Source organism: Streptomyces sp. RK62, assembly GCF_018070255.1.
GTDB lineage: Bacteria > Actinomycetota > Actinomycetes > Streptomycetales > Streptomycetaceae > Streptomyces > Streptomyces nigra.
The window spans coordinates 139,276-152,942 of record NZ_JAGPYD010000005.1; the positions used below are offsets into that span (position 1 = coordinate 139,276).

The 13,667-nt window shown below is 69.0% G+C and carries 16 protein-coding genes and 1 pseudogene; 10 read left to right on the forward strand and 7 right to left on the reverse strand.

Features of this window, described 5'->3' with window-relative positions; all coding sequences use genetic code 11:
• Positions 1–71: 71 nt before the first annotated feature.
• Together KBY32_RS11580 and KBY32_RS11585 are read right to left on the reverse strand one after the other, a co-directional pair.
• A complete protein-coding gene (locus KBY32_RS11580; RefSeq protein WP_115505136.1) occupies positions 72–827 on the reverse strand; it encodes a CbtA family protein in 756 nt (251 codons plus the stop codon).
• Positions 828–841: 14 nt separating this feature from the next.
• Positions 842–1,060, reverse strand: coding sequence for a CbtB-domain containing protein (locus KBY32_RS11585; RefSeq protein WP_055620396.1), 219 nt, complete (start codon positions 1,058–1,060; stop codon positions 842–844).
• A 243-nt stretch (positions 1,061–1,303) separates the two neighbouring features.
• On the opposite strand from KBY32_RS11585, the gene KBY32_RS11590 reads away from it, so the two are divergent.
• Positions 1,304–1,882, forward strand: coding sequence for a histidine phosphatase family protein (locus KBY32_RS11590; protein ID WP_210979864.1), 579 nt, complete (start codon positions 1,304–1,306; stop codon positions 1,880–1,882).
• Positions 1,883–1,935: 53 nt separating this feature from the next.
• Positions 1,936–2,042: pseudogene (locus KBY32_RS35935) on the forward strand (IS5/IS1182 family transposase); the annotation flags it as partial.
• Between the two features lie 211 nt (positions 2,043–2,253).
• Here the strand turns inward: KBY32_RS35935 and KBY32_RS11595 are convergent.
• The gene (locus tag KBY32_RS11595; RefSeq protein WP_210979865.1) at positions 2,254–2,520 is read right to left on the reverse strand and encodes a hypothetical protein; all 267 of its coding nucleotides are present in this window, start codon (positions 2,518–2,520) and stop codon (positions 2,254–2,256) included.
• Positions 2,521–2,846: 326 nt separating this feature from the next.
• On the opposite strand from KBY32_RS11595, the gene KBY32_RS11600 reads away from it, so the two are divergent.
• Both KBY32_RS11600 and KBY32_RS11605 read left to right on the forward strand, forming a co-directional pair.
• Complete coding sequence (locus tag KBY32_RS11600) at positions 2,847–3,470, forward strand: hypothetical protein (protein ID WP_055620400.1); 624 nt, start codon at positions 2,847–2,849, stop codon at positions 3,468–3,470.
• A 366-nt stretch (positions 3,471–3,836) separates the two neighbouring features.
• Positions 3,837–4,181 carry an alpha-amylase gene (locus KBY32_RS11605; RefSeq protein WP_247689324.1) on the forward strand — a complete coding sequence of 115 codons (345 nt, stop codon included), beginning with the start codon at positions 3,837–3,839 and terminating at the stop codon, positions 4,179–4,181.
• A 376-nt stretch (positions 4,182–4,557) separates the two neighbouring features.
• Here the strand turns inward: KBY32_RS11605 and KBY32_RS11610 are convergent, their stop codons facing one another.
• Together KBY32_RS11610 and KBY32_RS11615 are read right to left on the reverse strand one after the other, a co-directional pair.
• On the reverse strand, positions 4,558–5,355 hold the full coding sequence (locus KBY32_RS11610) for a class I SAM-dependent methyltransferase (RefSeq protein ID WP_210980042.1): 798 nt from the start codon (positions 5,353–5,355) through the stop codon (positions 4,558–4,560).
• A gap of 125 nt (positions 5,356–5,480) precedes the next feature.
• Positions 5,481–5,906: a MarR family winged helix-turn-helix transcriptional regulator gene (locus KBY32_RS11615; RefSeq protein ID WP_210979867.1), complete on the reverse strand. Its 426-nt coding sequence runs from the start codon at positions 5,904–5,906 to the stop codon at positions 5,481–5,483.
• A gap of 86 nt (positions 5,907–5,992) precedes the next feature.
• On the opposite strand from KBY32_RS11615, the gene KBY32_RS11620 reads away from it, so the two are divergent.
• Both KBY32_RS11620 and KBY32_RS11625 read left to right on the forward strand, forming a co-directional pair.
• Positions 5,993–6,634 (forward strand): MBL fold metallo-hydrolase, encoded by a 642-nt coding sequence (locus KBY32_RS11620; RefSeq protein WP_210979868.1) that lies wholly within the window; start codon positions 5,993–5,995, stop codon positions 6,632–6,634.
• A 213-nt stretch (positions 6,635–6,847) separates the two neighbouring features.
• The gene (locus tag KBY32_RS11625; protein ID WP_210979869.1) at positions 6,848–7,303 is read left to right on the forward strand and encodes a DUF5959 family protein; all 456 of its coding nucleotides are present in this window, start codon (positions 6,848–6,850) and stop codon (positions 7,301–7,303) included.
• A 159-nt stretch (positions 7,304–7,462) separates the two neighbouring features.
• Here the strand turns inward: KBY32_RS11625 and KBY32_RS11630 are convergent, their stop codons facing one another.
• Positions 7,463–7,768, reverse strand: a complete 306-nt coding sequence (locus KBY32_RS11630; RefSeq protein WP_210979870.1) for an Atu4866 domain-containing protein — start codon at positions 7,766–7,768, stop codon at positions 7,463–7,465.
• 337 nt (positions 7,769–8,105) lie between these two features.
• Between KBY32_RS11630 and KBY32_RS11635 the strand changes: the two genes are divergently transcribed.
• The 4 genes from KBY32_RS11635 (at position 8,106) to KBY32_RS11650 (ending at position 12,086) form a co-directional block, all read left to right on the forward strand.
• Positions 8,106–9,500, forward strand: a complete 1,395-nt coding sequence (locus KBY32_RS11635; protein ID WP_210979871.1) for an amidohydrolase family protein — start codon at positions 8,106–8,108, stop codon at positions 9,498–9,500.
• Between the two features lie 419 nt (positions 9,501–9,919).
• On the forward strand, positions 9,920–10,291 hold the full coding sequence (locus KBY32_RS11640) for a hypothetical protein (protein ID WP_210979872.1): 372 nt from the start codon (positions 9,920–9,922) through the stop codon (positions 10,289–10,291).
• Positions 10,291–11,604: a hypothetical protein gene (locus KBY32_RS11645; protein ID WP_210979873.1), complete on the forward strand. Its 1,314-nt coding sequence runs from the start codon at positions 10,291–10,293 to the stop codon at positions 11,602–11,604. The genes KBY32_RS11640 and KBY32_RS11645 overlap by 1 nt, the downstream gene beginning before the upstream one ends.
• A 2-nt stretch (positions 11,605–11,606) precedes the next feature.
• The gene (locus tag KBY32_RS11650; protein ID WP_210979874.1) at positions 11,607–12,086 is read left to right on the forward strand and encodes a hypothetical protein; all 480 of its coding nucleotides are present in this window, start codon (positions 11,607–11,609) and stop codon (positions 12,084–12,086) included.
• A 90-nt stretch (positions 12,087–12,176) separates the two neighbouring features.
• Here the strand turns inward: KBY32_RS11650 and KBY32_RS11655 are convergent, their stop codons facing one another.
• Complete coding sequence (locus tag KBY32_RS11655; RefSeq protein WP_247689325.1) at positions 12,177–13,616, reverse strand: hypothetical protein; 1,440 nt, start codon at positions 13,614–13,616, stop codon at positions 12,177–12,179.
• Positions 13,617–13,667: the final 51 nt, after the last annotated feature.

Sequence of the window (13,667 nt, forward strand, 5' to 3'; positions counted from 1 at the left end):
GCAGCAGGCGGACACGACGACGGCGGGGCTACCGGGCGCGCCCCCGATAGCCCCGCCGTTTTTCTTTTCGCTCAGGCGGCCGCCGAGACGGCCCTGTCCGCTACCCGCTTCGGCTCCAGGACGCGTTCGGCCAGGAAGCCGAACAACAGCCCGAAGCTGGCCCAGAGAGCAGCCTGGATACCGATCGAGGCCACACGGAATTCCCAGAGGTCGGTCGCCGGGAACCCCTTGGGGGTGTTGTCCCCCTGCGGCAGCACGGCCATGGTGACCGCCATGGCCGCGACGAAGGCGACGCCGGCGGCGATGGAGGCGTTCCAGTTGCCCCACGCCGGGGCGAGCTTGCGGCCCAGCAGGATGGCCGCTATGCCCAGCAGCACACTCAGGGCGATCATTCCCACGAACAGGATGGTGCGCTCGCCGATGCTGTCTGGGTTGCCGACGGCGGGCGGATTCGCGGGGTACTTGATGATCGGCACCAGGTAGAGGAGCAGGAACCCGGCGAGTGCCGTGAACGCGGCCGTGGCCCGTGCCCCGAACCGGCCGATACGGCCCAGTACGAAACAGAACGCGAGCGCCGCGATGCCGCCGATGGCGACACCGAAGACGAGCACGCCCGTGGCCAGACCGGCGGTCGACTGCACGGTGCGGCTGACGAGTTCCTCGCCGCCGTGATGACCGTGGTCATGGGACGCGGACTCCTCGAACGCGATGGCCGCGTCCACGGAGCCCTCCCCGATCAAGAAGGCGACGACGAAGGCGAGCACGCCGGCGCCCAGACCGGCGAGCATGCCGCGCACCAACAAGGTGCGTACGGTGACGGAGTTCATCGCGAGGTGCTCCGTCAGTGGCAGGGGAAACCGAGGAGGTGCCGGGCGTCGTGCACCCACTCGTGCACGCCCTCACCGGAGACCAGAGCGGTGGCGCCCTGCTCGGCGCCGACGAAGTACAGCAGGACCAGCATCAGGACGCCGACGAAGACGGCCCAGGGGGCGACCGCCCGCAGCGGCAGCGGCGCGAGGGTCTGGGTGGTGGGGGTGGGGGCGGCAGTGGACTGCGCCATGGCGAGACCTCCTCGGGAACTACGCGTCCCGCATCGTGTGGAGCACTCGACGACGGCGTTGGGTCTGACTCACCACCTCGCCTGGATGGCGGGGTGGCACACAGTGGCGCGACCGTGCCGGGCTTGCACCGGACTTCCGTGGCGCCGTCGTCCTTGTCGCCCCGAATGGTAGGGGGCAATGGGGACTTCGGCCAACATGGCGTACGCCACCTACGATGAACCGACCTCGCAGGAAGGCCCATCATGACCATCCGTCTCACGCTGCTGTGCGCCGCGGCCCCCACGGAGCGCGACGTGCGATTCGGCGGAGACACGCCGTTGGACGAGAGGGCTCTGGCGCAGGTGCGAGGAGTCGCGGGATCAGTGCCTGCGGCCCCCTCCTGCCTCACGGCGCCTTCGCAGCGGTGCCGGCAGACCGCTGAGGTCCTTAGACGGGAGCCCGTCGTCGAGGAGCCGAAGCTCCGGGACATGGACATGGGCCGTTGGCAGGGCCGGACGCTGGACGAGGTCGCGGCCGGTGACGGCGCCGGGCTCGCCCAGTGGATGTCGGACCCCGAAGCGGCCCCGCACGGCGGGGAGTCCGTGGCGCAACTGTGCGCCAGGATCGCCGCCTGGATGGACGGCGTGCCGGACGACGCGGGCCGGGTAGTGGCCGTGGTCGAACAGGCGGTGGCGCGTGCAGCAGTGCTGCACGCGCTGGGAGCGCCGCGACAGTCGTTCTGGCGCATCGACGTTCCGCCGCTGTCGGCCGTCCAGCTGACGGGCCGATCCGGCCGCTGGAACCTGCGGATCGCCCCAGTCGGGAGCGGCGAGTCGCTCTAGGGCGTGTCCGGTGCACCATAAGGGTTCCGATGTCCGTTGCCGTGTAGTTGGTCGTGGGCCGTGGTGATCTGACGAACAAGGAGTGGCGCCGTCTGGAGCCTCATCTGCCGTGGGCGGGCGGCGCGGTGGGCGATGGGCCAGCCTGCACAGTGTGATCGACTCATAGGTGAGCTCGGACGATGCTGCGGTCGCGATAGCCGCGGCGCGGGCCGGCGCGGATGTGGAGTCACACAGTTTCGGCACCTGGACCAGCGCCGTGACCAATAGCCATGGGACACCTCTTGGGCTGTGCCCGCATGGGTGTTCACCGAGCTGGGACAGGCTGCGACGGCGGCGCGCTTGCGGTGGTTGGAGACGGAGCTGCGGCCGCTTCACATTGCTCGGCGTGTCCTCAGCTCAGTGAGCCATGTCCGCACCTGTTCGTCGTCGTGCAGGTAGCTGCCGCCCTCGGCCGCAGGGAGATCGACGCCGTGGAGGCGGTTCAGGGCCCACCAGGACAGGTCGTCCCAGACGATTCCGTCCTCCATCACCCACCTCGCCGCCCAGCGATCGGCCTCGTCACGGGCCAACCGACCCGCGACAAGCCAAACGAAACGTTCTTCGATTTCATCAAGAGTGGGCTGGCCGCCGGCATCCATGCTCTGACCGTAACGCCAGGAACGAACCGTGCTTGATGCGGGCGCCCGGGACGCCACCCCCGGGGCCCACAGCGCGCCCCACCCCTCGTCGGCACAGCTCCTCGGGTCGTCGTGTGACCTCGCCGCGACCGGGACGGTGTCCCAGGCCTTGCTGTTTCTGCAGGTCAGCTGGCCTGGGATGGTTCCATGGCGTGTGATCGGCTGTCGGTCGTTGTGTTCGGCGCTGTGAGCGCTGATGCTTTTGGTGTCGCGCCGACCAGGTCCGGGCTGACCAGCCAGCCTCGCCGCGGCTTCCACGTCCACGCATTCATCACGGGGGAACACCCATGTCCACGCGTATCCGAGTGAGCGCTCTGACCTCGCTCGCCGTCGCCGCTCTGGCGGCAGGCACCGTCCTCACGGCACCGGCCGCCGGCGCCGCGTCGAAGGCGGCCTCGCCCAAGTTCCTGTCGGCGTCCCAGCTGCCGCCGCACCCGACCTCGTCCTGGACCGCAGGGCCCGTCACCGAGGGGTTCCCGGAGGAACTCGGCCTGTGCGTGAGCACGGAAGGCGTGCCCTCTTACGACTACCGGCAGCGTACGTTCCACACCGACCTCGACACCGGTGCCGCGCAGTTGACGGTCGTGGCGGACACGCCGGCCCTCGCCAAGGCTCTGGCGAAGCACTACGACGACCTGATCCGGACGTGCGCGGACCGCATCGAGGCCGCCGACCCCGACGTCGAGGCCGAGGTCCGGGACTACGGCAAGCTGCCGGTCGAGGAGGGCGCCCGCGTCCGCGGCCTGCACACCGAGACGTCCTGGGGAGCCAATGACGTCGCCCTGCTGTCGGTCGGGCGGGACGGCAAGACGGTCACCGTCGTGTGGTGGGGCCAGATGGGCGACTTCGGTGACGCGCCCGTGACCGCCTTCAAGAAGACGACGAAGACGGCCGTCACCAAGCTGTACTGACCGGCGGGCCGCAGGAGGAGCCGCAGCCCTGATCCGCGCTCAGACCCGCCCAACGTTGATCTGAGTACCGTCCCCCACCACGTGGGCGGTGCACGGGAATTCGTTGACAGGGACGCCCGGATCAGCGGCTGTCAGGCCCGGGAGGACGTCACGCACCCCCACGCTTGGCGGAGGACCCTGCTCGCGTGGCGGCTTACGTGGCTGAACTGCCGTCACGCAAGGGACTGAACGAAAGGGCGTCCTCCTGCAATTATTTCGAGCATGAAAAATGCTCGTGACCTGCCTCTTCTGTAGCTAGTCGCATCATGTCTGAAAACCTTTGCTGAAACTTGCATACCTCCGTGCGGCGGCTTGAGGATGCACCCCATGGCCATCCACATGATGCGACGTGTACCGACCCTCATAGCTGTCCCCGCCTTCCTCTCGCTGGGCGTCTTGACGCCCTTGACTGCCGCACCGTCCGCGGCTGTGGCGTTGGAAGGGCCGGCTCCGCAGTGCGTCGAGTACTTCCAGAGCTGGCGTTACACCGATGTCCACAACGGGTGTGACGACGCCGTATCCGTCACAGTCGAGTACACGAACAATCAGTGGGCCCCGTGCCGCGTCATCGAGCCCGGCGGCCGGGCCACCTTCGCCGGTTACGGGACGAACGAGAACTACGTCACGGGGCTCCGGACGTGCGATTCAGCGCCCCCCACCACCGGCGCATGACCTCCGCACCGCGGGACCGGCGATCTGGATGATGCCTGGTGGGTCGATTTGCGCTTGGGGACCGCTTTGTCCCGTCGCGCGGGCCTGCGAAACGGCTACGCGTAGCCGCGGATCTTCGGGGTAATCGTCAGCTGTCCAGTTGGAGGGCGGGGCCGTCAAGCCTGGGGAGGTCGAAGCGGCCCCGCCCCTCAACTGCATGACAACGTGCGACGCGCCTGCCCGACGAGCGAGGGCGGCCTGCCCTCCAACCGCCAGACGGACATTACTGCGCGAGACTGCGGAGCCGGCGGGGAGTGGATAGGCCTTCTCGCGGGCGGTGCAGGGCCAGTCGTTGATCAGGTCGTCGCCCGGATCAGGGGCGGGGCCCCCTAGGACGTCACGTGTCCACCCGCATGGCGGAGGGGTCCGCGGGGGCAGCGGTGGCGCGGAAGACGTACGCCGTCATGCTGGCCGTGACCGGCCCCGCCCCCAGCCGTGCCGTCATCTCGTCGATGACGGTGGCCCGGACAGCCGGCGCGTCAGGGTGGGTTTCGACGGCGGCGCGTACCGGCGTCCCGGAGAGGTAACCAGTGGCAAGGTCGGCCGTCGAGGCGGCCCGGCCCGGCAGGGTCAGCTCCTGCTCGTCCTCGACGTCGAATCCGGCAGCTGTCAGGTTGGCGCCGACGACAGCAGGATCCGCGTAGCCGTGCGGAATCCTCCGAAAGAACTCTGGCGGGTCGACGGGGAAGGCCCGCTCCAACCCTGCCTGCAGTGCGACCTCGAAGCCATGCGCCTCGAGCGGACCCCAGGTGTTGAACAGGAACCGGCCACCCGCGGCCAGTACCCGGCCGACCTCCGTGAAGGCCGCGACGCGGTCGGGAAAGAACATCACACCGAACTGGCAGACCACGAGGTCGAAACTGTCGTCCGGGAACGGCAGCCGCTCCGCGTCGGCCTGCCGCCACACCGCTCCTGGGGCCCGCGTCGATCCGAAAGCGACCATGGCTTCGTTGAGGTCGGTGGCGGTCACCTCGGCCGAGGGCAGCGCTCCAAGTAGGCACGAGGTCAACACGCCGGTCCCCGCTGCGAGCTCCAGGATCCGTCGAGGGCGAAGCGCCGCGGCCCGGGCGGCCAGGTCCTCGGCGAAGGGCTGAAAGACCACCGGCACGAGGTATTGCTCATAGGCCGCCGGCATCGATGCGGACCATCGCCGATCTGCATTGACTCCCGTCACCCTGACGACGGTAGCGCGCGGCGGTGGGACCGCCCCCTTGCCGTGCCGATGTGGGCTGAGAGGGCTGGAATGACTCTCGGAAGCGATCAGCGTCCGGTGAGGCGGGCCGTCAGTCGGGACAGCAGGGTGACTGACTCACTGAGTTGCCGTATTTCGTCGGCGTCGAAGGTGTCGCGGATGGCGGCACCCAGCGCACCCGCGCGCAACGTGCGTTCCCGCTGGAGGCGGGACCGGCCGGCGTCGGTGAGGTGCAGCAGGAGCTTGCGGCCGTCGTCGGGGTGTGGCTCGGCTCGGACCAGGCCGTCGGCGGAAAGGTCCTTGACCGACTTGGCGGCCGACTGATGCGTGACGCCGCGCAGACGGGCGAGGTCGGCCGTGGGCAGGGGGCCGTCCCGGTCGAGGAATCCGAGGATGGCGGCCTCGCCGGGCGGCATGGTGTCCACGGCGCGTACCGCCCGGACCAGCTCCCCGATCGAGCGCCGCAGTTCCTCGGCCAGGGCGTCTTCGTGCATAGGACCACTGTAGCCGCAATCTCTAACCAAGTTGTACAGTCCAGTTGTACAAATAAGTTTCATTGCGGTGGAGAGGTGCGGCGATCATGGAGCTCACCAAGTTCGGGCACGCGTGTGTGCGGTTGGAGAAGGACGGGCGTCGCCTGGTCATCGACCCAGGCGGTCTGACCGGCCCGGAGGCTCTGGAGGGCGCCGACGCCGTGCTCGTCACACACGAGCACTTCGACCACTTCTCGGAGGAGGTTCTGCGCAAGGCGGCCGCAGAACATCCAGGCCTGCGGATTTGGACCAACTCCTCCGTGGCCGGAAAGCTGGACGGCATCGGCACGCAGGTCGTCACCACGGGGGACGGGGACGCCTTCAGCGCCGCCGGCTTCGACATCCGCGTCCACGGGACCTGGCATGCGGTCATCCACCCGGACATCCCGCGCATCCCCAACATCGGCTTCATGGTCGACGACGCCCTCTTCCACCCCGGCGATGCCCTGACCGTCCCGAGCGCACCGGTCGGCACACTCCTGCTGCCCGTACACGCACCTTGGTCCACGGTCGGGGACCTGATCGACTACGTACGTGAGGTCGCTCCCCGTGACGCGATCGCTGTGCACGACGGCGCCCTCAACGACGTCGGCACCGCGATGGTCGCGGGTTTCCTCGGCGAGCGAGGCCCCGGGATTCCGGCCTCCTACCGCCGGCTGGCCACCCATGCGAGCGTCCAGATCGCCTGACGCCCGGCACGGCGGGCAGCGCAGCGCGCCCTTCCGCACCGGCCGATTTCCGCCGCCGGTACCGGCCCGTGCGGCCCGTCTTCGATGGACGGGTCCGGCGGCGGTCGCGCCCATTCCTCCCGACTGAACGACTCCCGGACAAGTCGGTGGCGTCGACACGGTTCGGTCGACAGGATGGGCCGGTGAGCGGTGACGAATGAGGGGCACAGGTGTGTGGTGGATCTGATCCATCTCTCGGACGGTGACAACAGCTTCCGAGTACGCGTGCTGGGTCGCCGAATGCCTGGAGTGCTGCCGCTGCACGATCTGCTCGACGCCGAGGTACTGATCGAAAGTGGTTTCGTGAGCGGGCGGCTGGACCTCGGCCTGTATCCCGACGACCTGGATGGCTGGTCGCGCGCTCTCGATGTGCTTGCCGCGGGTGGTGACGTCCGTTGGCCGAATGACGACCGCAGTCCTGAGATCCGGGTCCGGGCACTCGACCGAGAGCATGAGACGCCCACCGTCCACGTTGAAGACGTGGCCCGCTCCGGCATCTCCGTGTCCATCCCCCTGTGCCTTGAGGACGGGTGGATCGATGATCAGCGGAAACGCCTTCGACTGGTTCGGCGGGAGTGGCCGAGCGAGGTGCTCAAGACATCACCGGGTGCCTACGAGTGGAGGCGCTGACGGCGACCAGTCGGTGCCGCATGGTGCGCCGTCTTTGCGCGAGGTGGACGAGGCAGCCATTCCCACTGCCCAACCGCTGAGTTGCGGTCCAACACGTCCACGCCGGCACTACGGCGTACACAGGCGCCACGCTCGTAGGGCGAACTTCTGCGTGACTGATCAGCCACGCGACCGCGACCGGACACCTCGCTCCTGGGCGCGCTCGTCGCCCTCGCGGTACAGCACCAGGTGCTCGTGGAAGAGCACGCCGTCGCGGACGTCGCCGGTAGCGGTGAACCCGGTGTCGTCGACGTAGTCGATATGGCTGCCGGTGACGGTGTAGCTGCCGGTATAGGCGCTCCGGCGGCTGCCGCGAGCCTCGTCGTAGCGGCCGTTCGGCAGCAGTTCCTGGCGGATGTATCCGTCCGAGGTCACCCACATCCCCACGTACGGGTGAGGAGCACGGGGCGTGTCGTTACTGGTCATGGACCCACGGTCGGCCCGACAGCCGATGACAACAAGGCCGCCGTCCGCCCAGGTGCAGGCTTCCAGGGAGCAGCACACCCATGGAGGCGAGCCCTCGCCCCATGCGAGCACCTGTGCCACTGGCGCCCACCAACGTCTGCGACATCACGACCTCTGGACGGCGGCCGACACGCGTCCCCCGGCGTACCCCTTGCGAACGCGAGGCCGACGGTGGGTGCCGCACACCCGGCCACACGGCGGCCTGGTTCCGAGCCCGCCGCACGGCGAACCTGGAGCGGCGACCAGCCCCCGCCGCTCACGGGCGCACCCGCCCGTCCACCGTACGAAGAGGCCCTCGATGACCGACAACAGCACCACCAGCGCCGCCGTCCTCGAACAGATCAGGCGCCGCCCCGCAAAAGAACGGCGCGTCCTGTTCACCGGCGCGACCATCATCACGATGGACCCCGCGTACGGCGTCATCGACCACGGCGACCTCCTCATCGAGGGGGACACCGTCACCGCCGTCGGCCATGACCTCACCGCTGCGGACGACGCAGTGATCGTCGACGCCACCGGAACCATCCTCAGCCCCGGCTTCGTCGACGCCCACCGGCACGCCTGGGAGACCCAGCTGCGCCGGATCATGCCCGACGTCGACGACCTCGGCGGCTACGTCATGTCCACCCTGGCCGGCTACGCCACCGTCTACCGCCCCGAGGACATGTACGTCGGAACGAGACTGGCCGCGCTCACCGCGATCGACAGCGGTATCACGACCATGCTCGACTTCTCCCACAACTCCCGCACCCCGGAACACTCCGACGCCGCCGTAGAGGCCCTCCGCGACACCGGCATCCGCGGCGTGCACGCCTCCATGGGCCCGCATTTCGGCGACTGGGACCGCCAGTGGCCCGGCGATCTGACGCGCCTCAAGTACCAGTACTTCACCAGTGACGACCAACTGCTGACGCTGCGCCTCGCCGCACTCGCCACCGACGAGATCGCCGGGCAGAGACTCGCGTACGGCACGGAACTTGCACGGGTCGCCGCCGACTTGAGTATCGGCGTGAGCGTGGACGCCGTGTTCGGCACACCTTCCTCCGAGGCGATACTGCGGTGGGCGAAGGACGGCATCCTGAGCCCCGACGTCACCCTCATCCACGCCACCGGACTGACCCCTGAGGCATGGAAGGCGATGGGGGAGACCGGCACCACCGTCGCACTTGCGCCGACCTCCGAAGCCCAGATCGGTCTGGAGACCGCTATCCCCGCAGTCGACGAGGCGCTGTCCGTCGGCATCCGCCCGGCACTGAGCATCGACGTCGAAGTCGCCCTGGCCAGCGACATGTTCACGCAGATGCGTGCGCTGCACGCCATCCAGCGGATGCGCGCCGTCAACGCCGCCTACGGCACGGACCACCAGCCCTCCCGCATCACCACCCACGACGTCCTGGACTTCGCCACCCTCCAGGGCGCCCGCACGAACGGCCTTGAGGCCGTGACCGGATCGCTCACCCCGGGCAAGAAGGCCGACCTGCTGGTCATCCAGGCCGAGGACCTCAACAACATGCCGCTCAACGACCCGATCGGCACTGTCGTGCTGGGCTCGGACCCCCGCAACATCAGCGCCGTCCTCATCAACGGCGAGCCGCGCAAATGGAACGGTCACATCCTCGACGTCGACCTGTCCGCTCTGCGCCGCGAGGTCCACGCTTCACGGGACCACGTCCTCAACGCCTCGCCGGCGTAGTGGCAATGGGGAGGCCGGGGCGGGTGACGACGACCTTTGCTTGGCATGACCACGAGCAGCTAGGGTCGAACGACAAGTGATCGCGAAGCAGCCGAAGGGCCCTGACACGCAGCAGGCCACGCCGGCACGGGGGAAACATGAACACAGGGCCCGATTCCGTGGCACCCATATCCGCGCCGGCCACCGGCCCGGATCCTCGGACCAACTACGGCGTGGACATGCCGCCCCCGCCCGGCACGGCACCCGACCCTCGCACAGGCCCCGATGCCTCCGCCCCCCGGCCGGCGCACCAGCCACCGCCCCCACCCGGCGCCACCGACAACGGTGACCCACATGGCACCTCAGGTTCCGTCCCTGACCCCGGCTTCACCTACGACGACGGCACGAGGACGCAGACGACGTCGCCCGGGACCGGCCCGATGAGCGCCCCAGGCCCGAACAATGCCGCCGCCACCCAGGCCGGCGGCGCCGACGACAACGGTTACGGCGTGAGCAACGCCGAACTCGGCAAGATGGCGGATGAACTGGACCTGGCCGCGCACATCCTCGAGAAAGCGGACAAGGGGCTGGCGGAGTCCGACGCGACGGCGCGTATCCACCACATGCTCACCAGCGGACGCATGCTCAGGTCGACCACGAGCGATTGGGACGACGAAATCACGCGACTGGCCAAGCAGTGCCGTTCGCTGGCCGACAAGATGCGCCAGACGCACACGAACTACACCGCCCAGGAACACCGTACGGCGCAGGACTTCCAGGCGATCCTCGCGTCGCTCGAGGGGAACGAGTAATGGCAACGCTCACCGACCGCCCAGAGGGCCAGGACCACACGCACGAGGACGCCGTCGAGCGGCAGGACATCAGGGTCGGGGACCTGGAGGACGTACGTCCCGAGGCATGGTCGCGCGCTGCCGGTGAATGGGTCGACCTGGCCGCCGCGGCCGCCGAGGCACGCGAGCACGTCCAGAACGTCCTGCTCAAACTGCCCTTCGTCTGGGCGGGCCCCTCCGCCGTGATGGCTCGCGTCCAACTGTCCGTCATGCACGACGAACTGACCATCGCCCAACGCGAGTCGAAGGCCGCGGCGAGCACCCTCGAGGCGGCGCGGAGCGGGTTCGAGCTCGCCCGCACGTGGCTCGACGAAGCGCAGAAGACCGCCCGGGCACATGACCTGACCCTGCACGACAGCGGAGGCGTCACCGTCCCCGAACGGGACTACCCGCCCAACGACCCGGACAGCGCGGCAGCGGCCCGGCAGGACCAGGAGAACGCGGACAGCCTCCTCACCCGTGTGACCGCCGCCCTCAGCTACGCGGCCGACGTCAACGAGCACACCGGCTACGAACTCGAACGCATCAAGAAGGCGGTGGCGTACTCCGTCCTGGACGAGCGGACCGAGGCCGCCGTCAAGGCCGACACCGAGGGCGCCAAGGCCCTGAACAGCGTCTTCTCCGGTGCGGGCGGAGTGCTGCTCCCACCGCCGGCCCCGGACGAGGGCTCCGGCGACTACGACACCCGTGAAGCCACGGACGAGGACCGTGCCATCAAGAACAAAATGGGCTTCTACGCGATGGGTTCCCCCGCGGTCCTCGGCGGCCCTCAATCCGCCAAGCACATGCTGCACTACCTCTCCAACACCGGAGAGCCACTGGACATCGACGTGGACGCGCTGATGGGCGACCGTGTTGTCCCGGACATGAACCGCAACGTGGAGACACAGCTCGCGGAGAACGTCCCCAACTGGGAGGCGCAGGCGCTCGCCGAGTACGAGCGCACCGGGAAGCCCGTGAAAATGGTCCAGCAGACCGGCTGGCAGGGCTGGACCGCCGAGAAGGACCCGGACTGGTACCACGCGGTCGGATCCTTCCACTACAACACGGTCGCCCAGGTCGAGGTCGTCCCGGGCCCGGACGGCCGCCCCAGAACGACGGTTCGCTACCAGACCCACGTGTACGACCGCTACAACTGGGACGCGAACAAGGCGACACCGGTGCCGGCCATGGGCAACGTCTCGGACGCCCAGATGGCCAGACTCCACCAGTCGGGCCAGGCCAAGGAGTACGACATGGGCGGCCAGAGCGAAGTACGCACATGGAACGGGTGAGCATGCCTCCGCACGCAACGGGCCCAGCCCCGAACCCGCGCCGACGCAGGTGGCTGGTCTGGTCCCTCGCCCTGTGCGCGGCGTGGACACTCGGCGTCCTCATCTGGGCGGGCGTCGCACTGCTCACACCGGCGGGTGACAGCCCCCAGGAGACCGTGGAACGAACGGCAGGAATGCACCACGACCAGCACCCCTCCGCGGGCCGCTACTACGTCCCCACGCACGCCGAACTGCAGAAGGACGGCACGGCGGTACTCCGCTACAAGGTGGGCAACGGCCAGGACTCCAGCGTCAAGGACTTCCTCCGCACCTACGACATCACCGCGAAGCCGAAGCGCACGACGCCGTCCGAGGTGACGTACTCCGACCGCTTCGGCGACGTCCACCGCACGCTCACGGTCACCTACAACCTGTCGTCCGATCCAGGCGGATACGACTACGCACAGATCACCGTGCGGGCCCGGCCGGACGACTCAACCTGAGGAACCGCAGGCGACAGCCCGTGTAGATAGCCGACCATCGGAGAGTCAGGACGCCGCGACCCGAGCAGCGTCCCGCACCGCGGAAAGACCTCAACTCACCACCCCCGCCTCCCATTTCCGTCGGCGCAGTACGTGATCGCTGAAGAGGTGTCGGCACCGGTCGAGCAGTTCCCCTACCTCAGGGTCGCCGCGTCGCCCGTCCGGCGACGGATGCCAGCGCTGCACTGACTGCGCCGCCCAGGCGCGAAGCTTGACGTCAGGGTCCTCGAGGAGGCCGACCGCCGCGCGCAGCGCCACGATGCCGCCACGCGCGTCGAGCAGCCGGAACGCCCCGACGCGGACGTGCCGTGGCCGCTCGCGGTCGGTGCGCTCCAGCAGCCAGTCGGCCGGCAGTTCCTTGGCGTGCGGCAGCAGAGAGACGGCGGTCTCGCGGACCACGGCGGCGGCAGCGTCATCCAGGAGCGGTCGCAGCCGTTCCATGTCCACACAGTCCAGGGCCCGCAGCCCTGCCACAGCTCGTGTTCGCACTCCGGTCACCGGGTGCATGAGCAGGGGCAGCAACAGCGCGGCGTCCGCGCGCGTTCCGCACTCGGCCAGCCCGATGACCGCACCGGGCGGCAACTCAGGGTCCTCCTGTGCCATGCATCGCTCTCGGTACCAGGCCACCGGATCGTCACCGCGCTGTCGTACGACGTACCGTGCGCAGGCACGCACGACCCCGGATCGGTCGCCGAGAAAGCGTTCCGCCTGCTGCGAGTGCCCTGCTCGTCTCAGGGCCGTGACGCCGGCCGAACGGGTACGCGGGTTGCGCGCGGACAGCAGTGGCGCCAGCACGCTCTCGTAAGCCTCCGCATCCCCGCGGGCCGCGAGATCCGCGCATGCCGCGAGGGCCGCAGTGGCACAGAGGTCCTGGACCACGGTGTCCTGGTCCTGGGCGGCCGTGTGGGCCAGTTCCGCTGGCGGGAGGAGTCGGCCCTCGACGGCCAGCCGGTACGCGAAGCGCCGTACCGTTCGGTCGGGGGCGGAGAAGAGAACAGCGAGTTGCCCGCGGGATGCGCGACGCAGGGTCTGGCCGAGCAGATCGAGCCCGACGGCACCCCTGCCTCGGTGTCCGACCCGGAGGATGAGCGGCGCAAGCTCAAGGGCAGAGCCCACGTCCAGGGCCGCCCGCAGCAGATCCTGAGCGAGCTCGCGCACCGGTGCGGCCCAGTCGGCACAGCGAATCACGACCAGTGGCAGCAGCCCGGGGTAGCGAACCGACTGGACCAGAGCCTCCTGCCGTATTCGGCCGTCACGGTGGCAGAGGGCGAGTGCGAGGCGAGATTCGTCGAGCTGAGCCAGGTCGGTGGGCAGGGGGTGAGAGTGCTCCCACTCCGGCAGAAGCTGCGGGCGGTACCAGGCGATCTCACGCACCCCTGCGTCCAGCGCGAGCCAGTCACGGGGATCGGCGACGTGGAGTGTGGCGTGAAGCGGCGCACCTTTCGCAAGTAGCTCTGCTGCCCTGGTCCCGGCCTCTATGCCCGCCAGCATTCCTGCCCCCTATGGCTCTGGTGCCTGAGTGATCGTAGAGCGCGGGGTTCG